This is a genomic window from Microvirga sp. GCM10011540 (assembly GCF_042650665.1).
Classification (GTDB): domain Bacteria; phylum Pseudomonadota; class Alphaproteobacteria; order Rhizobiales; family Beijerinckiaceae; genus Microvirga; species Microvirga lenta.
The window spans coordinates 1-25996 of the sequence record NZ_JBHSBQ010000033.1; the positions used below are offsets into that span (position 1 = coordinate 1).

Genomic DNA, 25996 nt, shown 5'->3' on the forward strand with positions numbered 1-25996 from the left:
GAGCGACATGGAACCCTCCAGGTCTAAACCCAAGCCCCTACAGCCTGAACGCCGACCCCGCCTCAATCGCTCCAACCATTCGCCAGCAGTATCCCCCTTGTGGGGAGGAGGTGGAGGTGGGGGTGTGAGCGATAGCCTATGAAGGTGTGGCGCCGGCACCCCCACCCTGGCCCTCCCCACAAGGGGGAGGGAAGACCGTTGCGCTTCATGAGCCAGACTCCCGGGACGGTGATGAGCCGATCCGCGGAGCATCTCATGCCGGCCATGCCGTTAAAGCCGTTTACGCTGCGGTGGGGATGACGCAGCATGGGGCTTCGTCGAATCCGTTCGAGCCTGAAGGAGACCTTGCGTTGACCGCCCAAACCTCTTCGTACCGGGGCAATCCGGAGCCTGCGGCCGATCTTGCCGACTGGACGGCATCGGAGATGCTGGAAGGCTATTCCCGCAGGCAGGTCTCGCCGGTCGAGGTCGCGAAGGCCGTGATCGCGCGCATCGAGGCTTACGAGCCGCAACTGCAGGCGCTCTATGCGTTCGATCCCGAAGGGGCCCTGACGGCGGCGAAGGAATCCGAGGCCCGCTGGACCCGCGGCGAGGCGCTGCCCCTCGACGGGGTTCCGGGAACGATCAAGGAAAACATCGCGACGAAGGGCACGCCCATTCCCCTCGGCACCGCTGCGAGGGACCTTACGCCCGCCGCCGAGGATGCGCCGCCCGCCGCCCGCCTGCGCGAGGACGGCGTCGTCATCCTGGCCAAGACCACGATGCCCGATTACGGCATGCTCTCGTCAGGCCTTTCGAGCTTCCATCCCCTGGCGCGCAACCCGTGGGACCTCACCAAGAACCCGGGCGGCAGCTCGGCGGGCGCGGGCGCCGCGGCGGCGGCGGGCTACGGGCCGTTTCATATCGGCACCGATATCGGCGGGTCGATCCGCCTTCCGGCCGGCTGGTGCGGCGTCTTCGGCCTGAAACCGAGCTTCGGCCGCATTCCGATCGATCCGGCCTATTACGGCCGGGTGGCAGGCCCCATGACCCGCACGGTGCGGGATGCCGCGCTTATGATGCGCAGCCTGACGCGGCCCGATGCGCGCGATGCCATGAGCCTGCCCTACCAGGATCTGCCCTGGCTCGATCTCGACATCGACGTCAGGGGATTGAGGATCGGCGTCATGATGGAGGCCGGCATCGGCATGCCGCTCGATCCGGAGGTTCGGGCCTGCATCGAGGAAGCGGTGCGGATCTTCGCGGAGGCCGGAGCCGAGATCGCGGAGGTGCCGCCCTTCGTGACCCGCGAGATGCTCGACGGGCTCGACGATTTCTGGCGCCAGCGCGCCTGGATGGATATCGGGGCGCTCTCCGAGGAGCAGCGCTCGCGCGTTCTGCCCTACATCCTGTCCTGGGCGGAGGGCGGCAAGTCCCTCACGGGCGCCCGGGTCTACAACGGCATGAACCAGATGCTGGTGATGCGAAATGCGGCGGTCGCGGCGACGCGGGACTTCGATTTCGTGCTGTCGCCCGTCGCGCCGGTTCCGGCCTATCATGCGGAGCTGGCGTCGCCGATCCACGATCCGGAGGAGCCGTTCGAGCATATCGGCTACACGGTCGCGTTCAACATGTCGGATCAGCCTTCGGCCTCGGTCAATGCGGGCTTCACCGCATCGGGCCTGCCCATCGGCCTGCAGATCACCGGCCGCCGTTTCGATGATGTGGGTGTGATGCGCCTGAGCCAGGCCTGGGAGGGCATGTGTCCCTCCCAGCGGCCCTGGCCCAAGCTTTAACGGGGGCCGTATTTCGGCTGCGCGACCTGCACGGCGGTGGAGCCGGTCGTCTCCACCGAGACCGCCTTGCGCAGCCGCTTGACGAAGGCGCTCAGGCTATCGTCATCGGCAGGATCGCTGTCGAGTCTGGCCAGCGTGCTGCTGTCGAAGGGCTCCTCGTGGATCGTGCCGTCGGTCATGACCACGGTCTTGATGCCTGAGCTCACATCGAACGAGACCGACTTGATCGTCTGCGTCGTCGACGGATCGGGCGCCGCCTCCGGTGCGGCGGCCGTCTCCGCGGTCGGGACGGGAGGGGCGGCAGGCGCTGGAGCCGCCGGTTCCACGGCGGCGGTCCGAGGCTCCTCCTGGACGTCCGGCTGAGCCTCGGGGGCTTCGGCGGCCTGCTGCTGTTGCTGCTCGGCCTCCTTCCGGAGCTGCTCTTCTCTGGCCGCCTGCGCGGCCCGCTGGCGCTGGCGGGTGGCGTCGGCCGCGGCCTGCTCGGCCAGAACGCGCTTGAGGTTCTCCTGAGCCTGGAGCGCCGCCTGCTGCGTGGTCGATCCGAAGACCCCCACGAGCGGGTTGTTGAGGCGCTCCGCATCGGCCCTGGCCTTCGCGGCGTCGGCGGCATTGGCGGCGTCGATCCGCTTGCGCGCCGAGGCGACCTGTTCCGGATCGCTGCTCTCGTAGGAGAAGCGCTGGCCGTTGATGTCGTAATAGACCTTCTTGGCCTCTGCCCCGCCAATCATGACTCCGAGCGCAACCGTCGAGGCCGCCATCATCCTGAGTGTCTTGTGCATCGTCGTGTTCAAGTCTCCTGACTTGTTAAGACTCATTTAAAGATTATGGCGGGTCTATGACGTTGCTTAAGGATGACGAAAACTTCCGGGTATAGTAATAATGGATCAACACCGGCGAAGAACGCCGGGTCGGTTCTGCAGGAATACTGTCTGAGGGGGCATGATGGAGCGCGTGGGGTAGATCCCAGGTTTCGAAGCGCTATGTCGCGGCCGGTGGCGGGTTTTCCGCCCGTTGTCGTGCTGGTAAAGCAGCCCCATGACATACAAGGTTGCCGCCCTCTATCAGTTCGTTCCGCTGCCGGATTTCCAGGACCTCAAGGAGCAGCTCCGGCGGCTCTGCGTCGACCTGGAGATCAAGGGCACGCTGCTCCTCGCCCATGAGGGGGTCAACGGCACGGTCGCCGGACGCGCCGGGGCCATCGACGCTCTCGTGGAGGAGTTGCGCCGGGGAGCCCTGTTCGGCGGACGCCTCGACAATCTCGAACTGAAGTTCTCGACCGCCGCCGACATGCCGTTCCGCCGGATGAAGGTGCGGCTGAAGAGGGAGATCGTTACGCTGGGCAGCCCCGACGTCGATCCGACGGGGCGGGTCGGCACCTATGTGTCGCCGGAGGACTGGAACGAGCTTCTCGAAGATGGGGACATCGTGCTCCTCGACACGCGCAACGACTTCGAGGTCGCCATGGGCACCTTCGAGGGCGCGGTCGATCCCAGGATCAAGCGCTTCAGCGAGTTCCGCGACTTCGTCGGCAAGGAGCTCGATCCGCAGAAGCACAAGCGGATCGCCATGTTCTGCACCGGCGGCATCCGCTGCGAAAAGGCCAGCTCCTACATGTTGGCCAAAGGCTTCGAGGAGGTCTACCACCTCAAGGGCGGCATCCTGAAATATCTCGAGGACGTGCCGGAGGCCGAGAGCCGCTGGCGGGGCGAGTGCTTCGTGTTCGACGAGCGCGTCGCTCTCGGCCATGGCCTCGTGGAGCGCCCGGGCGCCGCGAAGCAGGACGGGGATGCCTCATCCCATGAGTGACGACGAAACCCTGAACGAGCGTATCGACCGTCTCGAAATCCGCATCGCCTATCAGGACGAGATCATCGAGGATCTCAACAAGACCGTCCTTGCGCAGTGGAAGCAGATCGACCTTCTCACCCGCCGGATCGCGGCCCTCACGGACCGCATCCAGGAGGCGGAGCGCAAGGCCGGCGGTCCCTCCGCTCCAGAGCCCCCGCCACCCCACTACTGAAGAAGCGGGCGGAGCGCCCGTAACCCGACAGGAAGACACCGATGCAGCGCCGCCTCCCTCTTGCCCTCACTCTCGCGCCCCTGGCCCTTGCCGCAGTCGCGACGCCGGTTCTGGCACAGCAGAAGCCGTCGGGTGCCGCGTCCCAGGTGCAGCCCCTGAAGCAGTTCAAGGACTGGACCATCGGCTGCGACAATGTCCGAAACTGCACGGCTCTGGGCCTCTCACCGGACGAGAGCATGATGGGGCCCTACGTGAAGATCGACCGCGCCGGGACTGCGGCCGCCACACCGGAGGTGACCTTCGTCGCCATTCCCGACGACGACGTGAAGGTCGCCGATCCCGGCCTGAAGCTCACCCTCGACGGCAAGGACATCCCGGGGCTTTCCGCGCAGCCCCTGAAAGCCAGCGCCGACGGCGACCTCGTCCGGGCTACCCTGCCTGCAGAGCAGGTCGGGGCCTTCATTGCGGCCCTGCGCAACGGCACGAACCTGAATCTCCAGCTCCTCGACGGAACGAAGGAGGCGGCGAACGGAACCGTGTCTCTCGCAGGTTCGGCGGCGGCGCTGCTCTACATGGACGACCAGCAGAAGCGGATCGGCACCGTCACCGCCCTCGCGCGCAAGGGCGATGCGCCAGCCTCGTCCATTCCGGCGCAGCCCGATCTGCCGGTGGTCGCCGCCAAACGCATGACCGAGATCGACGGCAAGGCGAAGCCGCCCCTGCCGGCGGGCATCGTCCGCCCGAAGGACGGCTTCTGCACCGACGGCTATCCGGACATCGTCATCAAGCTTTCGCCCAGCCAGACGCTCTGGGGCGTCTGCTCGCAGGCGGCGGCCTACAACTTCGATTACGAGTTCTACGTCGCCGGGCAGGGCCGCCCGAAGCCCGCGGCCTTCACGGCTCCCGGATTCGCGCAGGAGCGGGGCGCGAGCGTTCTGACCTCCCCGGGCCTCGCCGACGACGGCATGACGATCGGATCCTTCGCGAAGGGCAGGGGACTTGGCGATTGCGGCGTGATCACGGAATGGGCCTGGGACGGCACGGCGTTCAGGCCGATGAACGTGAGCATGATGGGGGCGTGCCGCGGCGTCTCCGCGGACGATTGGCCCGTGCTGTTCCAGGCCAAGCGCGGATAAGGCAGGCTATTGCAGCCTGTATTCCCCGTCGATGGTCCTCATTTCGGCGGGCCGGATGAGCCGGGCATGGGCAACCGTGACCGAGTGCAGCGGTCCGTCCAGCTTCTCCTCCCAGAAGGTGAGGAATTTCGTGAGGGCCGGGAATCTCGGGAAGATGTCGTAATCCTGCCAGACATATTCCTGGACGAGGGAGCGATGGTCCGGGATCCGGTAGAGGATCTGCGCGGTCGTGAGGCCGTAGCCCTGGAGCTGGCGGACAAATTCCGGTGACACCTGCATGAGGCGCTCCTTGCCTGTTTCGCTAACGCTCGGATTGGAGCAGAAGAAGGCGGGGCCGACAAGGTTGTCTGCGTAAAACTTTAGTGATTTCAGTATGTTGGCAGCAAGTGTAACCTGCTGCTACCAGCCAAGGTGGCACTCGCCCCAAGGGAGTGCCAAAATTTTTTTGCGACCCTCTTGAACGGTGAAGCTTGTCCACCCAAATCATCGCCGCGCGGGGGCCGAAGAGGACCCGCGCGGTTGGGTTAACCTACTGAAATATCTGGAGGAAGCTTCATGAAGTTCCGTCCTTTGCATGATCGCGTCGTGGTCAAGAGGATCGACGCGGAAGAGAAGACGGCGGGCGGGATCATCATTCCCGACACCGCGAAGGAAAAGCCCCAGCAGGGCGAGGTCATCGCGGTCGGCCCCGGCGCCCGGAACGAAGCCGGTCAGATCGTCGCCCTCGACGTGCAGGTCGGCGACATCGTGCTGTTCGGCAAGTGGTCCGGCACCGAGGTGAAGATCGGCGGCGAGGATCTCCTGATCATGAAGGAATCCGACATCATGGGCGTGGTCGAGCAGAGCGCCGCGCAGAAGAAGGCCGCTTAAGGCAACTCCATCCTCAAGAGTCACACATCGTTACGTCTCAAGGAGTGACGAAACATGGCTGCTAAAGAAGTCAAATTTTCCGCCGATGCCCGCGAGAAGATGCTGCGCGGCGTCGACATCCTCGCCGATGCGGTGAAGGTTACCCTCGGCCCCAAGGGCCGCAACGTGGTGATCGAGAAGTCCTTCGGCGCCCCGCGCATCACCAAGGACGGCGTCACCGTCGCCAAGGAGATCGAGCTTTCCGACAAGTTCGAGAACATGGGCGCCCAGATGGTCCGCGAGGTGGCGAGCAAGCAGAACGATCTCGCCGGCGACGGCACCACCACCGCCACCGTTCTGGCCCAGGCCATCGTGAAGGAAGGCGCCAAGGCGGTTGCCGCCGGCATGAACCCGATGGACCTCAAGCGCGGCATCGACATGGCCGTCGAGGCCGTCGTGCAGGATCTCCGCAAGAACGCCAAGAAGGTGACCTCCAACGACGAGATCGCCCAGGTCGGCACCATTTCCGCCAACGGCGACACCGAGATCGGCCGCATGATCGCCGAGGCGATGCAGAAGGTCGGCAACGAGGGTGTCATCACCGTCGAGGAGGCCAAGTCGCTGGAGACCGAGCTCGACGTGGTCGAGGGCATGCAGTTCGACCGCGGCTATCTTTCGCCGTACTTCATCACCAATGCCGAGAAGATGCGCGTGGAGCTGGAGGATCCCTACATCCTCATCCATGAGAAGAAGCTCTCGAACCTGCAGTCCATGCTGCCGATCCTCGAGGCCGTGGTGCAGTCCGGCAAGCCGCTGCTGATCGTGGCCGAGGACGTGGAAGGCGAGGCTCTCGCCACCCTCGTGGTCAACAAGCTGCGCGGCGGCCTGAAGATCGCCGCCGTGAAGGCTCCGGGCTTCGGCGACCGCCGCAAGGCCATGCTCGAGGACATCGCCATCCTCACCGGCGGCACCGCCGTGTCCGAGGATCTCGGCATCAAGCTCGAGAACGTGACCCTCAACATGCTCGGCCGCGCCCGCAAGGTCGTGATCGAGAAGGAGAACACCACCATCGTCGACGGTGCCGGTTCCCGCAACGACATCGAGGCTCGCGTCGCTCAGATCAAGGCGCAGATCGAGGAGACCACCTCGGACTACGACCGTGAGAAGCTCCAGGAGCGTCTCGCCAAGCTGGCGGGCGGCGTGGCCGTCATCCGCGTCGGCGGCGCCACCGAGGTCGAGGTCAAGGAGAAGAAGGACCGCGTTGACGACGCCATGCACGCCACCAAGGCTGCGGTCGAGGAAGGCATCCTGCCCGGCGGCGGCGTCGCGCTCCTGCGCGCCCTGAAGGCTCTCGACGCGGTGAAGCCCGAGAACGACGACCAGAAGACCGGCGTCGAGATCGTGCGCCGCGCCATGCAGGCCCCGGCCCGGCAGATCGCTATCAACGCGGGCGCCGACGGCTCCATCGTGGTCGGCAAGGTGCTGGAGCAGAGCGACTACGCCAAGGGCTGGAACGCCCAGACCGGCGAGTTCGGCGACCTCTACAAGCTCGGCATCATCGACCCGGCGAAGGTCGTGCGCGCGGCCCTGCAGGACGCCGCCTCGGTCGCCGGCCTCCTCGTCACTACCGAGGCCCTGATCGCCGAGAAGCCCAAGAAGGATGCGGCTCCGGCGATGCCCGGCGCCGGCATGGGCGGCATGGACTTCTAAGCGGCCCGAAGGGTCGTCCCGGACCAGCCGCGTCACGCCAGTGGCGCGGCGGCGATCCGGGAACCATGCAAGAGCCAGAAAACTACACGGCGTCGCGTTCGCGCGGCGCCGTTCTCTTTGGGCCGTAGAAGATCACCCAGGTCTTGAAGTCGTCCGAGAACGTCTCGAACCGGTGTGGCACGTAAGCCGGGACGTAGAGAAGGTCGCCGGGCCCGAAGGACACGAGTTCGTCGCCGCGGCTGAAGGTGCCGTGGCCCGAGGTGACGATGTAGAGCTCGTCACGCTCGTGCGGCGTCTGGTTGTCCCGGCCCACGGGGGCGTAGAGCTCGACGGAGATGTCGTCGCCCCGGTCGAAGACCACGTTGAACGGGTTTTGCGCCGAAAGCCGCGCCGCGGCGGCCGCCAGCGTGACCTGAATGTCGCTGGCCTGCGTGCCCTTCGTTGCCGCAGATGTCATCGAAGCCTCCATCGAACCGTTATCGTCCATCGCCGCGATCCTACACGGCCGCTTCCCGCCCGCGCAGGGTCGGGTCGAGCGCATCGCGCAGGCCGTCGCCCAGCAGGTTGAGGCCCAGCACCGACAGCGCGATGGCAATGCCCGGCGCGAAGGCCAGGTGAGGGGCCTGCGAGAGATAGGTCTGCGCGTCGCTCAGCATCCGGCCCCAGCTCGGATTGGGCGGGCGGACGCCGAGCCCGAGATAGCTCAGGCCCGCCTCGGTGAGGATGGCGAGGGCGAGCTGGATCGTCACCTGCACGATGAGGGCGCCCGCGATGTTGGGCATCACGTCCTCCCAGGTGATCCGAAGCGGATGCTTGCCGAGGGCGCGTGCCGCCGCGATGTAGTCGAGGGTCCAGACCTGGAGCGCCACGCCGCGGGTGACGCGGGCGAAGACCGGGATGTTGAAGACCGCGATGGCGAGAATCGCCGCGAGCGGGCCGGATCCGAGAAGCGCGCCGATCATGATGGCCGACAGCACCGCCGGAAAGGCGAAGACCACGTCCGAGACGCGCATGGCGATCTCGTCGGCGATGCCCTTCCAGGCCGCGGCGGCGGTGCCGATGGCCGTGCCGATGGCGGCGCCCAGCAGCACGGCGGGCCAGGCGATGGCGAGCGAGTTCCACGCGCCGACCATGAGGAGCGAGGCGACGTCCCGGCCGAAATGGTCCGTGCCGAGGAGGCCCGCCTCCAGCGGCCCCTTCAGGCGCAGGGCAATGCGCACCCGCGTGGGCACTTCGGGGGTCCAGAACAGCGAGAGCAGGGCGGTCGCGATGAGAGCGGCCGTGAGAATGCCGCCGACGACAAGCGCGGTGTTCCAGCGCAGGCGAAGCAGGCCCCTCATGCGCGGCTCCTCAGGCGCGGATCGAGGATGGCGTAGCCGATATCGACGAGGAAGTTCACCACGATCACCAGTCCGGAAAAGATCAGCACGATGTCCTTGATCACCACGAGGTCGCGCTGGTTCAGCGCCTGATAGGCGAGGCGCCCGAGGCCGGGCAGGTTGAACACGTTCTCCACCAGGATGGCGCCGCCGAAGAAGAACGAGAGCTGCAGGCCGAGAATGGTGGTGACGGGAATGAGCGCGTTCGGCACCACGTGCCGCCGCATGGTGGAGCGCTGGTTCACGCCCTTGGCCCGCGCGGTGCGCACGAAGTCGGCGCCGATCACCTCCAGCGTGGCCGAGCGCGTCACGCGGGTCAGCACCGCCGCCTGGGGCAGGGCGAGCGCCACGGCGGGAAGCAGGAGGGCCTGGAGCGCCGGCGCGATGCCGGCATCCCACCCCGGAAAGCCGCCGGCGGGAAACCAGCCGAGCCAGGTCGAGAAGAACAGGATGAAGATCAGGCCGATCCAGAAATTCGGCACCGCCACCCCGAGCTGGCTGAACACCAGCACCGCGCGATCCACGACCCCGTCCCGCCGCGCCGCCGCGGCGACGCCCAGCGGCAGCGCCAGCAGGGTCGAGATGACGATGGCGAGCAGGCTCAAGGGCAGCGTCACGCCCATGCGTTCGGCCACCAGCTTCGAGACCGGCATCTTGTAGGTGATGGACGTGCCGAGGTCGCCGCGCAGGACGATACCGCCGACCCATTCCACGTAGCGGACGAGCGCCGGCCGGTCGAGGCCGAGCTCCTGCCGAAGGGCGGCGAGCGTATCCTCCCGCGCGGCGGTGCCGAGCATGATGGCGGCCGGATCGCCGGGCAGGACCTCCAGGATCAGGAAGATCGCCAGCGATACGAAGAGCAGGGTCACTGCCAGCGAGACGAGACGCGAGATGACAAGACGCAACATGAAGCCGAACTTACGAGCCGCCCTTTCCGTCCCCCTTGCAGGGAGGGAAAGGGGTGAGGGGGACGTGGCGGGGTGAGCGAGATCGTCCAGGTGAGGGATTACGGGACTTTCCGGATATGGCGCCCTTTCCCTCCCCCTTGCGGGGAGGGCCAGGGTGGGGGTGTGAGCGATAGCCTGTGAAGGTGTGGCGCCCACACCCCCACCTCCACCTCCTCCCCACCGCAAGTCGGGTGTTCCCGACTTGCGCAAGAGGGTGCGGATCTCGGGCAAGCCCGAGGTCCGTGGGGAGGAGGGCTGGGGCGGCGCTGCCTGCGCGATCCTTCAAGTGTCCATCCCCTCGATGTCGCTTCGCTCGACCTCTCCCTCGGGGAGAGGTGAAGGGCGCGAGCCTCACTCCGTCCAATAGACCTCCGTCACGTCGTTCGACGGGATCGGGGTGTTCTCCCACATGCCTTTCAACTTGGCGTCCCAGACGCCGAGCTTGGGCAGCTGGAACAGGAATAGGGCGGGCACGTCCTCGGCCAGGATCTTCTGGGCCTCGGCGTATTTGGCGTAGCGCGCCTTCTCGTCCGTGGTCTTGGCGATGTCCGCCATCAGCGCCTTGAACCTGTCGTTCTTGTAATTGAAGTAGTAGTTGTCGCGGGCGAAGATCTCCATGTCGAGCGGCTCCGCGTGGGCCACGATCGTCATGTCGTAGTCCTTGCCCCGGAAGACCTCCTCGATCCACTTGGCGGGAAACTCGGTGGGGACGATCTTCAGGTCGACGCCGACCTCGGACAGCATGGCGGAGATGAGCTCCGCCGAGCGGCTCGCATAGGCCATCTGCGGGCTCTTGATGGTGATCGACAGGCCGTTGCCGTAGCCCGCCTCCTCCAGAAGCGCCTTTGCCTTGGCCGGGTCGTAGGGGATCGCACCCGTCATGTCGACGAAGGCCGGATGGTTGGGCGAGAAGAAGCTGCCGATGGGCTGGCCGAAGCCGGAATAGGCGCCTTCGACGAGTGCCTTGCGGTCGATGGCGTGCATGAGCGCGCGGCGCACGCGCGGATCGTCGAAGGGCTTCTTGGCATTGTTCATGCCGGCCACGATCTCGCCCTCGGTGTTTCCGGCCACCGCCGTGAAGCGGTTGTCGTTCTGGAATTCGCCGAAGAGCTCGGGGGCGCCGAGATTGGGGAAGGCGTCGACATCGCCGGCCTTCAGGGCCGCGACCTGGGCCTGGGGATCGTTGATGAACCGGAAGGTGACGCTGTCGAGCTTGGTCTTGTCCTTCTGCCAGTAATCCTCGTTGCGGGTCAGCTCGACCCGGTCGCCGCGGGTCCAGGACTTGAACTTGAACGGGCCCGTCCCGACCGGGTTGGACTTGTTGTTCTCCGCCGTCTCGGGCGCGACGATCACCGCGTCGCCCCAGCCGAGATAGTTGAGGAAGTTGCCCGAGGGCTCCTTCAGCTTGATCACGACCGTCTGCGGATCGGGCGTCTCGATGGATTCGATGGGCGCGAAGATCTGCTTCTGCGCATTGGTGGAGTTCGGTGCCCGGGCGCGGTCGAAGGCGAACTTCACGTCGGCGGAATCGAAGGTCGTGCCGTCGTGGAACTTCACGCCGTCCTGCAGGCGGAAGGTGTAGGTGCGGCCGTCGGGAGAGACCTCCCAGCTCTTGGCGAGCAGGGGCTGCACGCGGCCGTTCCGGTCGATGCGGACGAGGCCCTCGTAGAGATTGGCCCAGGTCACCTCGCGGATGGCGACCGGCGCGGCGATGGTCGGGTCGAGGCCCGGCGGTTCGAGGGCCATGCCCACGACGAGGGAGGTCTTGGCGGCAAAGGCCGGGGCAAAGCTGAAGGAGAGGAGAAGGGCGGCGGCCAGGAAGCGCTTCGACATGAACGGGTTCCATCCGGTAGGTGCTGGAAGGGCTCGACTGAGTCCAGCTTACGCACCCAGGCGGCGGATGGAAGCCGCAAGTTAACGATTCCCGCGATTAAAGTCCTCGGCTCGCTCGTGCCTCCCATGGGAGGTCGCCGTCAGCCGGGATGAGAGGTTCGGAGCTGAAATCGGAATAGCGCGACGTTTTTCCCTCCCCCTTGTGGGGAGGGCCAGTGTGGGGGTGCCGGCGCCACACCTTCATAGGCTATCGCTCACACCCCCACCTCCACCTCCTCCCCACAAGGGGGAGGAGAGCAACGCGGAGCTTCCGGTGAGGCTCAAGATCCGTGGGGAGGAGAGCAGGGCGGCGCCATCGGCGTCAAAACCACCGAGGCCGTTTGCGATCAGATGCAGCGGCCGCCGTCGACCTCCAGCACCACGCCGGTGATCATGCTCGCCTCGTCCGAGGCGAGGTAGAGCGCCGCGTTGGCGATGTCCTGCGGGGTCGAGAAGCGCCCGAGCGGGATCGAGTTGACGAATTGCTGGCGCCTCTCGGGCGTGTCCTCGCCCATGAAGGTCGAGAGCAGCGGCGTCTCGCCCGCGACCGGCGCGAGCGCGCAGACGCGGATGCGCTCGGGGGCCAGTTCCACCGCCATGGACTTGGTCATGGTGTGAACGGCGCCCTTGGTGCTGTTGTACCAGGTGAGGCCGGGGCGGGGGCGCAGGCCCGCGGTCGAGCCCACATTGATGAACACGCCGCCGCCCTGCTGGCGCATCTGCGGCACGGCGGCCCTGGCGAAGTGGTAGATCGACTTCACGTTCACGGCGAAGATGCGGTCGAACTCCTCCTCCTCGACCTCCAGCATCGACCGGTTGCGGTGCGTGATGCCCGCATTGTTCACGACGATGTCGAGGCGGCCGAAGGCGTCGAGGGTCTTCTGCACCGCCGCCTGCACGTCGGCGGCCTTGGAGACGTCGGTGGCGAGCCCGAGGGCGGAATCGCCGATCCTGCCCGCCGCCGCCTTCGCGGCCTCCTGGTTGATGTCGACGATGACGACCTTGGCGCCCTCGCGCGCGAACGTTTCCGCGATGCCCAGGCCGAAGCCGGAGCCGGCGCCCGTGACGAGCGCCACCTTGCCTTCAAGGCGTTTCATGCTGATCCCCTTTTGATGTGTTTCGGCCGGGTTCTTACCCGTGCGCGATGACGATGGTCCTGGTCGTGGTGAACTCGATCAGTCCCTCGAAACCCTTCTCGCGGCCATGGCCCGAGCGGCCGAACCCGCCGAACGGCAGCTCGATGCCGCCACCTGCGCCGTAGCAGTTCACGAAGACCTGGCCCACCCGCATGGCGCGGCCGACCCGGGTCGAGCGCATGCCGTCGCGGGACCAGACGCCTGCGGCAAGGCCGTACGGCGTGCCGTTGGCGAGGCGGATCGCCTCGGCCTCGTCTTCGAAGGGCGTCGCCACGAGAACCGGGCCGAACACCTCTTCCTGGGACAGGATGCTCTCGTGGGCGACGGGCGCGAAGAAGGTGGGCGCCACGTAGTAGCCGCCCTTGGGGGCGTCCTGTGCGACGCTGCCGGAGGCCGCGACCGTGAGCCCTTCTCCCGCCGCGCGGTCGAGATAGCTCTGGACGCGACGCTGCTGCGCCTGATTGATCATCGGACCGAGATCGGGCTCCGCATCGGGGCGTCCGGCGCGCAGATTGCGGAAGCGTTCGGAGACCGCAGCGGCCACGTCCTTGAAGATGCCGCGCTGGACCAGAAGCCGGCTTCCGGCCGAGCAGGTCTGCCCGCCGTTCTGGATGATGGCGTTGACGAGCACGGGGAGCGCCCGGTCGAGGTCGGCGTCGTCGAACACCACCTGGGCCGACTTGCCGCCGAGTTCGAGGGTGACGCCCACGTGGTTCTGTGCCGCCGCCGTCTGCACGGCGGTGCCGGTCTCCGGGCTGCCGGTGAAGGACAGGAAGTCGATGCCGGGATGTCCCGCGAGCGCCGCGCCCGCCGTGCGGCCCAGCCCGGTGACGACGTTGACTGCGCCATCGGGGAAGCCCACCTCGCGGGCGAGCGCCGCCACGCGCAGGATGGTGAGCGAGGCGTCCTCCGCGGGCTTCACCACGGTGGCGTTGCCGGCTGCCAGCGCCGCGCCGACGGACCGGCCGAAGATCTGCATCGGGTAGTTCCAGGGCACGATATGCCCCGTCACCCCGTGCGGCACGCGCTCGACGCCGATGAAATGGGTGTTGAGGTAGGGAATGACCTCGCCGTGCAGCTTGTCGGCGGCGCTGCCGTAGAATTCGAAATAGCGCGCGAGCGCCACGGCGTCGGCCTTGGCCTGACGGAGCGGCTTGCCGTTGTCGCGGCTCTCCAGCTCGCCGAGTTCGTCGACCCGGGCCTCCACGGCGGCGGCGAGGCGCATGAGCAGGCGGCCGCGCTCGGTGGCGGTCAGCCTGCCCCAGGAGCCCTCGAAGGCGGCGCGGGCCGCCTTGACGGCCGCGTCCACATCGGCGGCCGTGCCGGAAGCGATGCGGGCGAAGAGGGAGCCGTCCACCGGGGACAGGACGTCGAGCATCGCCCCGTCCGATGCCGGTACATTGCGTCCGCCGATGAGGTTCTGGTGAACCATGTCCGGCGCTACGGTGAAGCTCGCCTGCTCGTCCACGTTTCCATCCTTCCTTAGGTCATTCTGTGCGTGCCCGGTACGGCAGCGAGGAGCTGGCGCGTATAGGCATGTTTGGGTTCGGCGAAAAGTTGAGCCGTTTCGGCCATTTCCACAATCCGCCCTTTTTGCATGACTGCCACGCGGTCGCAGATCTGCGCCGCCACCCTCAGGTCGTGGGTGATGAAGAGGATCGCCAGGCCGAATTCCTCCTGCAGGTTGCGGATCAGCTTGAGGATTTCCGCCTGGACGGAGACGTCGAGGGCGGAGACGGCCTCGTCCGCCACCAGTACGTCCGGCCGCATGGCGAGCGCCCGGGCGATGCCGATGCGCTGGCGCTGGCCGCCGGAGAATTCGTGCGGATAGCGGTCGGCCGCGTTGGCGGGCAGGCCCACCAGCTCCAGAAGCTCCCGCGCCCGCGACAGGGCCACGCCTGCGTCCTCGCCCTGCGTGATCGGCCCCTCGGCGATGATGCGCCCGACCGTCCGGCGCGGGTTGAGGGAGGCGAAGGGGTCCTGGAACACCATCTGGATGCGCCGCCGCTGCGGCCGCAGATCCCTCTGGGAGAGGGCGCTGAAAGGCAGGTCGCCGATCTCGATGAGCCCGCCATCGGGCTCGATCAGGCGCAGGACGCAGCGGCCGACGGTGGACTTGCCGGAGCCCGATTCCCCCACCAGCCCCAGGGTCTCGCCGCGCCGGATGTCGAAGCTCACCGCATCCGCCGCCTGGACCTCGCGGCCCTTGCTGAAGAAGCCGCGTCCGCCATAGGTCTTGGTGAGGCGGTCGACCTTGAGGGAGATGGGCTCTCCCGCCAGAGCCTTCGGCTGCGGAGGCGTCAGGGACGGCACGGCGGCCAGGAGCCGCTTCGTATAGTCGTGCTGCGGCCGGGTGAGGACCTGCTCGGCCGGTCCCTGCTCGACCAGCTCGCCCTGCTGCAGCACCGCGACCCGGTCGGCGATCTCCGCCACCACGCCGAAATCGTGGGTGATGAACAGGACCGCCGTGCCCTTCTTGCGCCGCAGGTTGTCGATGAGCTTCAGGACCTGGGCCTGGGTGGTCACGTCGAGGGCGGTGGTCGGCTCGTCGGCGATGAGGAGCTTCGGCTCCAGCGCCAGCGCCATGGCGATCATCACGCGCTGGCGCTGGCCGCCGGAGAGCTCGTGCGGATAGGCGCGGGCGATGAGCCCGGGATGGGGGAGGTTGACCTCGTCGAGAAGCTCCAGGGTGCGCTTCCGGCGCGCCGTCTGGCTGAGGAGTCCGTGCGCCCGGAACGTCTCGGCGATCTGGTCCTCGACCCGCATGACCGGGTTGAGGGAGGTCATCGGCTCCTGGAACACGGTGCCCACGTCGCGTCCCCGCACGTCGCACCATTCCTCCTCGGTGAGGGACAGAAGGTCGATCCCCGCGAGGGTGATCGCCCCCGACAGCACCTGCACGCTTCGCGGCAGGAGACCGATGGTCGCCATGGCGGTCATGGACTTGCCCGAACCGGATTCGCCCACGACGCAGAGCGTCTCGCCGGGATGGATGGAGAGCGACAGGTCCCTGATCGCGTAGTCGCGATCCGCAAGCCTGGGCAGACCGAGGGACAGGTTCTCGATCTTCAGCACGGGGGAGGAGCTCGCCATCCAATTCTCCTAGGATCTGCGATGCCGGAGCAGGGCGCAGGGCAGGGCGGCGATCATCCTCGCCATATGTGCCGCTCCGTCAATCCGCCGCAGAGGCTTGGCTTGGGAAAAGGCCCGTCTGCGGGCACCGGGAGATGGGGCGGTCTGAGCCCAATGTCTAAGACCGGCCGCGTTGAGAACCGGTCGGGATTCCCCATATCTAGCCCTTCCCCTGGAGGGCTTTTCCCGGACGATGCGCGATTCAGTGACCAATCCGACCAAGGAGCGTCTGTCCGCCTGTCTGGCCGCGCAGCGCCATGCCTTGCGGGCGGAAGGCCCGCTGACCGTGGAGCGGCGGGCGGAGACGCTGAAGGGGCTCGCGGATGCGGTCCTGCGTCATGCGGATGACTTCGCCGACGCCGTCCGGCAGGATTTCGGACACCGCTCCGTCCACGAGACGAAGCTGGCCGACCTTTATCCGGTGGTCGCGGGCCTGCGCCACGCAAGGCGGAATTTCCGGTGCTGGATGAAGCCGCGCCGCCGGCCGATCCAGTGGATGTTCAAGCCCGCCTCGGGACGCGTCGTCTACCAGCCGCTCGGCGTGGTGGGGATCATTTCCCCCTGGAACTATCCGGTGCAGCTCGCCCTCGCGCCGCTTGCCGGCGCAATTGCCGCCGGAAACCGGGTCATGATCAAGCCCTCCGAGATCACGCCAGCGACCTCGGCCCTGCTGGAGACGGTGATCGGCGAGGTCTTCAAGCCGCACGAGGTCGCCGTCGTGCAGGGCGGGCCGGACGTGGCGGAGGCGTTCACCGCCCTCAAGTTCGACCACCTCCTCTTCACGGGTTCCACCGCCGTGGGGCGCCACGTCATGCGGGCGGCGTCCGAGAACCTCGTTCCGGTGACCCTCGAACTCGGCGGCAAATCCCCCACTCTCGTCGCCCCCGACTACCCTCTCGACAAGGCGGCGGAGCGCATCGCGGCCGGAAAGCTGTTCAATGCGGGCCAGACCTGCATCGCGCCGGATTACGTTCTGGTGCCGCGCGGCAGCGAAACGGCCTTCGTCGAGGCGTTCAAGGCGGCGGCGACGAAGCTCTACCCGACGCTCGGCGCGAACCCGGACTACACCGCCATCGTCAACGACCGGCATTACGAGCGGATCGGCCGCCTCGTCGCGGATGCCCTGGAGCGCGGCGCCCGCGCGCACGAGGTCAATCCCGCCGGGGAGACGCTCCAGGCTTCCGGGCGCAAGATCGCGCCCGTTCTCCTCCTCAGTGCGCCCGATGACGCCCTGGCCCTGCGGGAGGAGATCTTCGGGCCCGTCCTACCCATCGTGCCCTACGACACGCTGGAGGAGGCCTTCGGGTATATCGGCGAGCGTCCGCGCCCCTTGGCCTTCTATCTGTTCAGCCACGACAAGGAGACGGTGGAGTACGGCGTTCAGCGGGTCGTCGCCGGCGGCATGGCCGTCAACGATACGCTGCTGCACTGCGTGCAGGAGGAGCTGCCCTTCGGCGGCGTCGGCGAGAGCGGCATGGGCGCCTATCACGGCGAGGCGGGCTTTCGCACCTTCAGCCACGCGAAGTCAGTTTTCCGTCAGGCGCGCCTCAACGGAGCGGGCATGACGAAGCCGCCTTACGGCAAGCGCATGGAGCGCCTGCTGGGTCTGATCCTGCGCTGACCGGGCAGCGCCCTCAGGAATCTGCGGGCAGGGGAACGGAGACGTCGTAGGAGACGCCCGTCGGCGCGAAGTTGATGACCACGTAGCCCGACAACTCGCCCTCGATGCTGCGGCGGATCAGCCGCGAGCCGAAGCCCTGGCGCTTTGGCTTCTCCACCAGGGGACCGCCCCTTTCGCTCCAATGCAGGCGAAGCTGCTTCGGGCGCTCGGGATCCGCGATGACGGACCACGTGACCTCGACCTGCCCTGACGGCGTCGAGAGCGCCCCGTATTTGGCCGCATTCGTCACCAGCTCGTGCAGGACCAGCCCGAAATTGATGGCATAGCGGGCGGGAAGGTTGACCTTCGGACCCTCGATGACGGCCCTGTCGTCGCCGTTCCGGCGGTAGGGGGCGAGCTCCTGCCGGGCGAGATCGTGCAGATCGGCATCGCGCCAGGAGTTGCGCGTCAGGAGGTCGTGGGTCTTCGACAGGGCCAGCAGCCGCCCTTCGAAGGCCTCCTTGAAGCCCGCGGAGTTGCCCGCGGAGCGCAGGGTCTGCGCCGCGATGGACTGGACCGTGGCGAGGGTGTTCTTCACCCGGTGGTTCAGTTCGTCGAGAAGGAACCGCTGCTGGTCCTCGGCCTGCTTGCGGTCGGTCACGTCCTGGAAGATTCCGACGAAGTAGACCGGCTTTCCCTGCGAGTTGAAGAAGACGCGGCCCTTCGCGTTGATCCAGCGCACCTCTCCGCCGGGGTGTCGCACGCGGTACTCGTCCTCGTACTCGCCTTTTCCCTGAACCGCCGCCCGCAGCTTGTCGAAGACGCTGTCCACATCGTCGGGATGCACCAGTTCACGCCACTCGGGAATGGTGATCGTCGTCTTCTCGGGAGGCAGGCCGAGAAGGGCGGCCGACTGGCTCGACCAGCCTCCGGCTCCCTTGAGGTGGTCGTACCACCAGGTCCCCATATGGCCGGCATCGAGGGCGAGGCGCGCGCGTTCCTCGCTCGCCTGCAGGGCCTTCTGCCGCTCAGCCACATCGTCCATCAGGTCGTTGAAGGCGTTCGCCAGAACACCGAGCTCGCCCGGGCTGCCGGGCAGGTTGATGCGCGCGAGATAGTTGCCGCGGCGCCAGGCGCGCACCGCATCCGTCATCATGTCGAACGGCTTGGTGATGAAGGTGCGGCTGATGAGCCAGGACAGGGAGAGAGCCAGGATCAGGGCGGCTGCGATGAGCATGAAGCCGCGCCGGGAGGCTTGGTTGATCGTCCTGAAGGCCGCCTTCGACGACAGGCCGGCGCTGACATAGAGACCCTTCGGCGGCATCTGGACCGGGATGTAGCCCAGGATGCGCCTGACGCCGTCCTGGCTGACCGCCTCGAAGCTCCCGGCACGGTTGGAATGGACGATCTCCCGGAAGGGCTCGGGGATCCTGGTTCCGATGAAACGTTCCGGGAGGGGCTCCCGCGCGAGGATGATGCCGTTCCGGTCGGCGATCGTGACGGACCCGCCTGCGGGAAGCACGCGCTCCTTCAGCTTCTGGCCGAGCCACCGCAGATCGAGGGCGGTGGCGATGACACCGCTGACTTCTCCGTCGTCGCTCCAGATCGGCATCGCCAGCGGCAGGACCGGATGGGCGCCGAGCCCGCCCTCGGTGAATTCGGGCGTGTAGGTGCCGACGACGAAGCCCCGCTCCCGCAGGACATCCTGGAAATAGGGGCGGCCGCTGAACTGGGTCAGGCTGACGGGAAGCGGCGATTGCTGGCAGCGCACCCGGCCGTCGAGATCGAGCGCCACGAAGGCCAGAAGATACGGGACCTTCTGCTGCAGCGCGCGCAGGTAGTTGCTGCAGGCGGGCGCATTGAAGGTGCGAATCGAGGGCGTTTCGTCCACCGCGATCAGGAGGCTCTGGATGCCGTCGAAGATGCGCTCGAGCTCCGATGCGGCGACTCCCGCCTGACGGATCGCGAGATCGTTCACTTCAGCTTCACGGGCGCGACGAAGGGAGACTTCCGTATAGGTCCAGATCACGAGCGCCGGCAGAACCGAGATCAGCGCCAGGAGAAGCAGCCGCTTCGTCAGTGTCATGCAAAGGTCCAGCTTGCGGGACGACAGGGGACCACAAAGATCGGCAAGCGTCCACCCTGACGCAGCATCACGATCTTGCTTATGCGGCCTGGAGATGCCACGGAAGCGGGAATGGCTGCTCCTCCTCTTCTTCTCCTCCAGGATATTGCGCTCACCTTCGGCGGCACGCCGCTGATCGAGAGCGCCGAATTGTCGGTTTCGCCGGGCGAGCGCGCGTGCCTCGTCGGCCGCAACGGCTCGGGCAAGTCGACCCTGCTCAAGATCGCGGCGGGGCTCGTCGAAGCCGACCGGGGCAAGCGTTTCGTCCAGCCCGGCGCGACGGTGCGCTACCTCGCGCAGGAGCCGGACCTGAGCGCCTATCCGAACACGCTGGCCTATGTGGAGGCCGGCCTCGGACCGGGGGACGATCCCTACCGGGCGCGCTACCTGCTCGAACAGCTCGGCCTGACCGGCGAGGAGGTGCCCTCCCGGCTCTCGGGCGGCGAGGCGCGCCGGGCTGCCCTGGCCCAGGTTCTGGCGCCCGCGCCCGACATCCTGCTCCTCGACGAGCCGACGAATCACCTGGATCTTCCCGCCATCGAGTGGCTCGAAAGCGAGCTGAAGAGCCTGCGCTCCGCCCTGGTACTCATCAGCCACGACCGCCGCTTTCTGGAGAGCCTGTCGCAGGCCACGGTCTGGCTCGACCGGGGCCGGACGCGCCGCATGGATCAGGGCTTCGCCCATTTCGAGGAATGGCGCGACCAGGTTCTGGAGCAGGAGGAGGCCGAACATCACAAGCTCGGCCGCAAGCTCGTCGCCGAGGCCGATTGGCTGCGCTACGGCGTGACGGCACGGCGCAAGCGGAACGTGCGCCGCCTCGGCAACCTTCAGGCCATGCGCCAGCAGCACCGCGACCGCAAGCGGGCGGTCGGCACCGTGAGCATCAGCCTCGCGGAGGCCGAGCAGTCCGGCACCCTCGTGGTCGAGGCCGAGGGCGTGTCGAAATCCTACGACGGCCGTCCCATTGTCGCGGACCTGTCGCTGCGCATCCTGCGCGGGGACCGTCTCGGCATCATCGGCCCGAACGGGGCCGGCAAGACCACGCTCATCAACCTGCTCACCGGCGTCGTCGCGCCGGACGAGGGGCGGGTGCGGCTGGGGGCCAATCTCCAGATGGTGACGCTCGACCAGCGCCGCATGAGCCTCGACCCGAACGCCACCGTGGCCGAGACCCTGACCGGCGGACGCGGCGACACGGTAGTGATCGGCGGGCAGACCAAGCACGTCATCGGCTACATGAAGGACTTTCTGTTTTCTCCCGAACAGGCGCGCACACCGGTCGGCGTGCTCTCGGGCGGCGAGCGCAATCGCCTGATGCTCGCCCGGGCCCTGGCGCAGCCCTCGAACCTGCTGGTGCTCGACGAGCCCACCAACGATCTCGACCTCGAGACCCTGGACCTGCTCCAGGAAATGATCACGGATTATTCCGGCACCGTCATCCTCGTTAGCCACGACCGCGACTTCCTCGACCGCACCGTGAACTCCGTACTGGTGTCGGAAGGCGCGGGCCGCTGGCTCGAATATGCCGGCGGCTATACGGACATGGTCGCCCAGCGTGGCCAGGGCGTGCAGGCCAGGACGGTGGAGAAGGAAGCCAAGTCCAGGGGAGGCGACACGTCGTCGTCGAACCAGTCCTCCGCTGCCGCGTCCAAGCGCAAGCTCAGCTTCAACGAGCAGCACGACCTCAAGACCCTGCCCAAGCGCATGGGCGAGATGGAGGCGAAGATCGCCAAGGTGCAGGAGATCCTAGCCGATCCCGACCTCTACTCCCGCGACCCCGCCCGTTTCCAGAAGGCGATGGATGCACTCACGCAGCTGCAGACAGAACTCAGCGCGGCGGAAGAGCGCTGGCTCGAACTAGAGATGCTGCGCGAGGAACTCGACGGCTGACCGCAATCCGTTTCAGCTCGCAATCCGGTCCGCCTTCATCGCGCCACAGGAAATAAGCCATCGTTAACGCCTCCTGCGACATGGTGACGTAAAGTCATGTTCGGAGATTGGGGCAATGTCGTCTCTTGCGCGTTTGCGGTGGCCGTCTGTTCGCGTGCGTGTCGCCGCGCTCAGCGGCGTGATGGTGCTGGGTTTCGGAATCATCGGCGCGGTGTTCCAGACCGGACGCAGCGAGGTCGAGCAGGCCCTCGAAGGCCAGCAGACCTATGCGGCCCTGGCCGAGAAGGCCTACCAGTTCCGGGGCCGCGCCGATGCCCTGAAGGTCACGGCCCGCGAATGGACGGCGACCCGCCTCGGCCATCTTGCCCAGGCCTTCACCGAACAGCACGGGGCGCTCGTCTCGCGGCTCGACGAGATCAAGGCGGCTCCGGGTGCGGACCTGATCGAGCCCGAGGTCCAGGAGCTCGCCCAGCGCGCGGCGGCCCTGAGCGAGCAGGCGAAGGAGCTCGACAGGCTCTATGCGGAGGTCGGCTACCAGGCGGAGGAGGGCGCCCGCGGACGCCTTCTGACCACGGCCACGGCTCTCGAAAAGACCGCCCGGCCCCTCGCCAGCAGTGAGGATTTCGATGCGGTGCGCGTGTGGGCGGCAACGCTCGGCATGTTCCGGCAGGAGGCGCGGGCGCAGCGCGAGCTGGAAGACATGATCCTGGGCGCCTTCGAGGTCGACCAGGGCCGCTTCACGCGGGCCATTCCCCGCCTCGGCGGGGATGCGGCTGCGTTGCGCGGCCCCATCGCGGCTGCGGGCGAAGCCTATCGGGATGCCTTCAATGCCTGGGCGGAGCTGGAGAAGAAGGTGATGGGAGAAGGCGAGCGCCTGATGGGCCAGTTCGACCTGCTCGTCCCGACCCTCGAACAGCTGCTCACGAAGGTGCGGGCGGAGGCGGACAAGACCGGCGCGCAGCTGATCGCCTCGCAGGAGCGGACCTTCACGCTCATCCTCTGGGTGATGGGCGCGGCTCTCGTCCTCGGCCTGACCCTGACCATGCTCGTGGGACGCTCGATCTCCCTGCCGCTCGTCCGCCTGCAACGCGCCATGCAGCGCCTGGCCGACGGCGACGCCTCCACGGAAATCCCGTCCACCGGCGCGTCCGACGAGATCGGCGCCATGGCGCGCACCGTCCTGGTGTTCCGCGACAACGCCCGCGAGCGCGAGCGCCTCACCGGCGAGCGCGAGGGCATGGCCGCGTTCGAGGCCCAGCGGGCCTCGGCCATCGCGGGAGCGATCAGCGCCTTCGACGCCTCCGTCGAGGAGATCCTGGCGGAGGTCCGCAGGGCCACCGACGACCTCGCCTCGGCTTCCGGGCAGCTCAAGGGCTCCGCTCACCACGTGACCGAACAGGCGCAGGTGGCGGGCGATGCGACCCTGCGGGCGTCGCAGAACGTGTCTGCCGTGGCGAGTGCCGCGGAGGAACTCGACGCGTCCCTGGCCCAGGTGGCGGCCCAGACCAGCGAGTCGACCCGGGCGTCCGAACGCGCGGTCGCCGAGGCGCGGGGCGCGTCCCACTCCATGTCGGCCCTGTCGGCGGCGACCTCGCAGATCGGCGAGGTCGCAGACCTCATCCGCAGCATCGCCGAGCAGACCAACCTGCTCGCCCTCAACGCCACCATCGAGGCGGCCCGGGCCGGGGAGGCCGGTCGCGGCTTCGCCGTGGTGGCAAGCGAGGTCAAGGCGCTGGCCAGCCAGACCACCCGCGCCACCGAGGACATCGCCCGGCAGATCGAGGCGGTCCAGGCGGCCTCGCAGGACACGCTGGGCGCCCTCGGCTCGGTGCAGGAGACGGTGGAGAGCCTGGCCTCCGTGGTGTCGTCCGTGGCGGCGGCCGTGGGCCAGCAGACGGCGGCGGTTTCCGAGATCGCCCGCAGCGTCAGCCAGGTCTCCAGCGAGGCCCAGGCGGGTGCTTCCGCCATCCAGACCACCGAGACGGTCGCCACCCAGTCGCTTCAGGCGGCCCATGCCGTCGCGGACCTGTCCGTGGCGCTGGAGCGTCAGGCGGAGCGCCTGGGCGCCGAGATCGGCCGCTTCCTGGAGACGGTCCGGGCCGCCTGAGGCGCCCGTCCTTTACGACGATGCAAGCGGCCGGTCCCATGGGACCGGCCGTTCGCGCATCAGGAGGTCACCGACCGGCGGGCGGCGTCGATCTGGGCATCGAGATGCGCCACGAGATCGCCCGGCAGGTCGAGCAGGGCGGTGAGACGGCTGAGATAGGCCTTCTCCTCCGGCGTATCCACGTCCCCGATCGCGACCCGGGAGGCCACGTAGAGCTCTGCGGCGTGTTCCTTGGTCCGGGGCAGGCGGGCGACGGCGGCGGCATCCGCGGGCTTGGCCATCAGGTCGAGCAGGAACGCCTTCTCCTCGCTGCCGAGGCCGAGCTGCTGGATCTGCTCCTGGATGCGCGTGCTTTCCTCGCCGTTCAGGTGCCCGTCCGACTTGGCGGCCGAGATCATGGCCTGCACGAGGGCGAGGCCCATCTCGTTGCCGTCCTTGTCCGTTTCCTCCTCCAGGCGGAAGCCGCTGCCTGCCGGAGGCTGGGGCGGGATGTTCCCCTTCTGCCCGACGCTCGGCATCTGCTGCGCCTGCCAATCCTGGTAGGCCTTGAAGGCGACGCTCGCGAGCACCGCGAGGCCGCCGGCCTTGAGCAGCGATCCGCCCTTGGAGCGGCCGCCGCGCGAGCCCAGGATCAGCGACAGCAGGCTGCCGCCGGCAAGGCCGCCCATCCCGCCGGGGATCATCGATCCCAGATCGCCCATTCCTCCTTGCCGTCCGCCCATGCGCCCCTGGCCCGGATGCCCGCCGAAGGGGCCCTGCTGCCGGTGCCGCTGCTGCCCCTGACTCGCCATGAGACTGTCCAGAATGCTGCCGAGATTCATGCCTTTGCTCCCTGTCACCTCTACTCACCTGAGTAAGGCAGGGAACTGGGAAGAGTTCCTCGATAGATGCACGCCCGCGGCGTTCGGACCGGTGCAGATGTCGAATAATTCAGGGCGAGCCCATGAATTCCAGCCGGTTTCCGAGCGGGTCCGCCACATAGAAGCGGCGGATCTCGGGGATGGCGTCGTCCCAGGTCGGTTCGTGCCCGGCCCGGGCGAGCGTGCGGGCGAGGCCGTCGAGGTCGGCCACCGCAATGGCGGGATGGGCCTTGCGCGCCGGGCGGAAATCCACCTCGACGCCCAGGTGGATCTGGACCGCGCCCGACCTGAGACAGAGCCCTCCGCGAGCGGCGAGGGCCGCCGGTTTCGCGACCTCCTCCATTCTGAGGAGATCGACGTAGAAGCGGCGGCAGACCTCCTCGGCGCCCGCTGGAATCGCGAGCTGGACGTGGTCGATGCGCAGCATCACGCCTCCTTGCGGTATGCCGCCACCTCCTGCTCGATGGCGCCGAAGATGGAATGCCCGGCCTTGTCCTTCATCTCGATGCGGATCGTGTCGCCGAAGCGCAGGAAGGGCGTCCTGGGCTGGCCCTGCAGGATGGTCTCGACGGTGCGCTGCTCGGCGATGCAGGAATAGCCCAGGCCACCTTCGGCGGCGGGCCTGCCGGGGCCGCCGTCCTTGTCCTTGTTGGAGACGGTGCCCGAGCCGATGATCGTGCCCGGCCCGAGGGGCCTCGTCTTCGCCGCGTGGGCGATCAGGGTCGGGAAGTCGAAGGTCATGTCGACGCCTGCGTTCGGGCAGCCGAAGGGCTTGCCGTTGAGGGTCGAGATCAGGGGCAGGTGGAGCTTGCCGCCGTCCCAGGCGTCGCCTAGCTCGTCGGGCGTCACGGCCACGGGCGAGAGGGTGGAGGAGGGCTTGGCCTGGAAGAAGCCGAAGCCCTTCGCCAGTTCGGCGGGAATCAGGTTGCGCAGGGAGACGTCGTTCACCAGGACGATGAGCCGGATCGCGGCGGCCGCCTCCTCGCGGGTCGCCCCCATGGGCACGTCGCCCGTGATCACCGCGACTTCGGCCTCGAAATCGATGCCGTGGGCCTCGTCGGCGGCGAAGACGAGGTCGCGCGGGCCGAGGAAGCTGTCGGAGCCGCCCTGGTACATGAGCGGGTCGGTCCAGAAGGATTCCGGCATCTCGGCCCCGCGGGCCTTTCGCACCAGCTCCACATGGTTCACATAGGCCGAGCCGTCCGCCCATTGATAGGCGCGGGGCAGGGGGGAGGCGCAATCGTGCTCGTGGAAGCGGAATGAGGGCACCGAGCCGTGTTCGAGCTGCTCGGCCAGGTCCCGGAGCAGGGGCTCGACCCTGTCCCAATCATCGAGGGCTTGCTGCAGCGTCGGAACGATGAAGAATGCGTCCGTTGCGCGAGTCAGGTCTCTCGAGACGACGACGAGGCGGCCATCACGGCCTTGCTTGAGGGAAGAAAGCTTCATAGCCACCGACCG

22 protein-coding genes are annotated in these 25996 nt (G+C 67.6%); 9 read left to right on the plus strand and 13 right to left on the minus strand.

Annotated features, from left to right (window positions below):
- Positions 1 to 425 precede the first annotated feature (425 nt).
- Positions 426 to 1775, plus strand: a complete 1350-nt coding sequence (locus ACFOYU_RS12045; protein WP_377033783.1) for an amidase — start codon at positions 426 to 428, stop codon at positions 1773 to 1775.
- Here the strand turns inward: ACFOYU_RS12045 and ACFOYU_RS12050 are convergent.
- Positions 1772 to 2554 (minus strand): hypothetical protein, encoded by a 783-nt coding sequence (locus ACFOYU_RS12050; protein ID WP_377033754.1) that lies wholly within the window; start codon positions 2552 to 2554, stop codon positions 1772 to 1774. The two genes, ACFOYU_RS12045 and ACFOYU_RS12050, sit on opposite strands and share 4 nt — an antisense overlap.
- Positions 2555 to 2810: 256 nt before the next feature.
- On the opposite strand from ACFOYU_RS12050, the gene ACFOYU_RS12055 reads away from it, so the two are divergent.
- The 3 genes from ACFOYU_RS12055 to ACFOYU_RS12065 are packed head-to-tail and all read left to right on the plus strand — an operon-like array spanning position 2811 to position 4931.
- Positions 2811 to 3581 carry a rhodanese-related sulfurtransferase gene (locus ACFOYU_RS12055; RefSeq protein ID WP_377033755.1) on the plus strand — a complete coding sequence of 257 codons (771 nt, stop codon included), beginning with the start codon at positions 2811 to 2813 and terminating at the stop codon, positions 3579 to 3581.
- Positions 3574 to 3795 carry a SlyX family protein gene (locus tag ACFOYU_RS12060; RefSeq protein ID WP_377033756.1) on the plus strand — a complete coding sequence of 74 codons (222 nt, stop codon included), beginning with the start codon at positions 3574 to 3576 and terminating at the stop codon, positions 3793 to 3795. The genes ACFOYU_RS12055 and ACFOYU_RS12060 overlap by 8 nt, the downstream gene beginning before the upstream one ends.
- Before the next feature lie 41 nt (positions 3796 to 3836).
- Positions 3837 to 4931 (plus strand): DUF1176 domain-containing protein, encoded by a 1095-nt coding sequence (locus tag ACFOYU_RS12065; protein WP_226741176.1) that lies wholly within the window; start codon positions 3837 to 3839, stop codon positions 4929 to 4931.
- A gap of 6 nt (positions 4932 to 4937) precedes the next feature.
- Here the strand turns inward: ACFOYU_RS12065 and ACFOYU_RS12070 are convergent, their stop codons facing one another.
- A complete protein-coding gene (locus ACFOYU_RS12070) occupies positions 4938 to 5210 on the minus strand; it encodes an usg protein (protein WP_226741175.1) in 273 nt (90 codons plus the stop codon).
- A gap of 276 nt (positions 5211 to 5486) precedes the next feature.
- Here ACFOYU_RS12070 and groES point away from each other — a divergent pair, with 276 nt between their 5' ends.
- Together groES and groL are read left to right on the plus strand one after the other, a co-directional pair.
- Complete coding sequence (gene groES, locus ACFOYU_RS12075; protein WP_377033757.1) at positions 5487 to 5801, plus strand: co-chaperone GroES; 315 nt, start codon at positions 5487 to 5489, stop codon at positions 5799 to 5801.
- 54 nt (positions 5802 to 5855) lie between these two features.
- Entirely contained in the window at positions 5856 to 7490 is a 1635-nt protein-coding gene (groL, locus tag ACFOYU_RS12080; RefSeq protein ID WP_377033758.1) for a chaperonin GroEL, read from the plus strand.
- Positions 7491 to 7572: 82 nt separating this feature from the next.
- Here groL and ACFOYU_RS12085 read toward each other — a convergent pair whose 3' ends face one another.
- From ACFOYU_RS12085 to ACFOYU_RS12115, 7 genes are all read right to left on the minus strand, one after another.
- Positions 7573 to 7947, minus strand: a complete 375-nt coding sequence (locus tag ACFOYU_RS12085) for a cupin domain-containing protein (RefSeq protein ID WP_377033759.1) — start codon at positions 7945 to 7947, stop codon at positions 7573 to 7575.
- A gap of 40 nt (positions 7948 to 7987) precedes the next feature.
- Complete coding sequence (locus tag ACFOYU_RS12090; RefSeq protein ID WP_377033760.1) at positions 7988 to 8830, minus strand: ABC transporter permease; 843 nt, start codon at positions 8828 to 8830, stop codon at positions 7988 to 7990.
- Positions 8827 to 9777 carry an ABC transporter permease gene (locus ACFOYU_RS12095; protein WP_377033761.1) on the minus strand — a complete coding sequence of 317 codons (951 nt, stop codon included), beginning with the start codon at positions 9775 to 9777 and terminating at the stop codon, positions 8827 to 8829. Before ACFOYU_RS12095 ends, ACFOYU_RS12090 begins: the two co-directional genes overlap by 4 nt.
- Positions 9778 to 10167: 390 nt before the next feature.
- On the minus strand, positions 10168 to 11649 hold the full coding sequence (locus ACFOYU_RS12100) for an ABC transporter substrate-binding protein (RefSeq protein ID WP_377033762.1): 1482 nt from the start codon (positions 11647 to 11649) through the stop codon (positions 10168 to 10170).
- Positions 11650 to 12035: 386 nt separating this feature from the next.
- Positions 12036 to 12785 carry an SDR family oxidoreductase gene (locus tag ACFOYU_RS12105; RefSeq protein ID WP_377033763.1) on the minus strand — a complete coding sequence of 250 codons (750 nt, stop codon included), beginning with the start codon at positions 12783 to 12785 and terminating at the stop codon, positions 12036 to 12038.
- Between the two features lie 34 nt (positions 12786 to 12819).
- Positions 12820 to 14256, minus strand: coding sequence for an aldehyde dehydrogenase family protein (locus ACFOYU_RS12110; protein ID WP_377033784.1), 1437 nt, complete (start codon positions 14254 to 14256; stop codon positions 12820 to 12822).
- Between the two features lie 50 nt (positions 14257 to 14306).
- Positions 14307 to 15917 (minus strand): ABC transporter ATP-binding protein, encoded by a 1611-nt coding sequence (locus ACFOYU_RS12115; protein ID WP_377033764.1) that lies wholly within the window; start codon positions 15915 to 15917, stop codon positions 14307 to 14309.
- A gap of 232 nt (positions 15918 to 16149) precedes the next feature.
- On the opposite strand from ACFOYU_RS12115, the gene ACFOYU_RS12120 reads away from it, so the two are divergent.
- Positions 16150 to 17577, plus strand: a complete 1428-nt coding sequence (locus ACFOYU_RS12120; RefSeq protein WP_377033765.1) for a coniferyl aldehyde dehydrogenase — start codon at positions 16150 to 16152, stop codon at positions 17575 to 17577.
- A gap of 13 nt (positions 17578 to 17590) precedes the next feature.
- On the opposite strand, the gene ACFOYU_RS12125 is transcribed toward ACFOYU_RS12120, so the two are convergent.
- Entirely contained in the window at positions 17591 to 19642 is a 2052-nt protein-coding gene (locus ACFOYU_RS12125) for a sensor histidine kinase (protein ID WP_377033766.1), read from the minus strand.
- A gap of 111 nt (positions 19643 to 19753) precedes the next feature.
- On the opposite strand from ACFOYU_RS12125, the gene ACFOYU_RS12130 reads away from it, so the two are divergent.
- Together ACFOYU_RS12130 and ACFOYU_RS12135 are read left to right on the plus strand one after the other, a co-directional pair.
- The gene (locus ACFOYU_RS12130) at positions 19754 to 21571 is read left to right on the plus strand and encodes an ABC-F family ATP-binding cassette domain-containing protein (RefSeq protein ID WP_377033767.1); all 1818 of its coding nucleotides are present in this window, start codon (positions 19754 to 19756) and stop codon (positions 21569 to 21571) included.
- Between the two features lie 115 nt (positions 21572 to 21686).
- Positions 21687 to 23678 (plus strand): methyl-accepting chemotaxis protein, encoded by a 1992-nt coding sequence (locus ACFOYU_RS12135; RefSeq protein WP_377033768.1) that lies wholly within the window; start codon positions 21687 to 21689, stop codon positions 23676 to 23678.
- 59 nt (positions 23679 to 23737) lie between these two features.
- On the opposite strand, the gene ACFOYU_RS12140 is transcribed toward ACFOYU_RS12135, so the two are convergent.
- The 3 genes from ACFOYU_RS12140 to ACFOYU_RS12150 form a co-directional block, all read right to left on the minus strand.
- Complete coding sequence (locus tag ACFOYU_RS12140; RefSeq protein ID WP_377033769.1) at positions 23738 to 24499, minus strand: tellurite resistance TerB family protein; 762 nt, start codon at positions 24497 to 24499, stop codon at positions 23738 to 23740.
- Between the two features lie 109 nt (positions 24500 to 24608).
- Positions 24609 to 24965, minus strand: a complete 357-nt coding sequence (locus ACFOYU_RS12145; RefSeq protein ID WP_377033770.1) for a glyoxalase — start codon at positions 24963 to 24965, stop codon at positions 24609 to 24611.
- Positions 24965 to 25984: a fumarylacetoacetate hydrolase family protein gene (locus ACFOYU_RS12150; RefSeq protein ID WP_226741159.1), complete on the minus strand. Its 1020-nt coding sequence runs from the start codon at positions 25982 to 25984 to the stop codon at positions 24965 to 24967. The genes ACFOYU_RS12145 and ACFOYU_RS12150 overlap by 1 nt, the downstream gene beginning before the upstream one ends.
- Positions 25985 to 25996 lie beyond the last annotated feature (12 nt).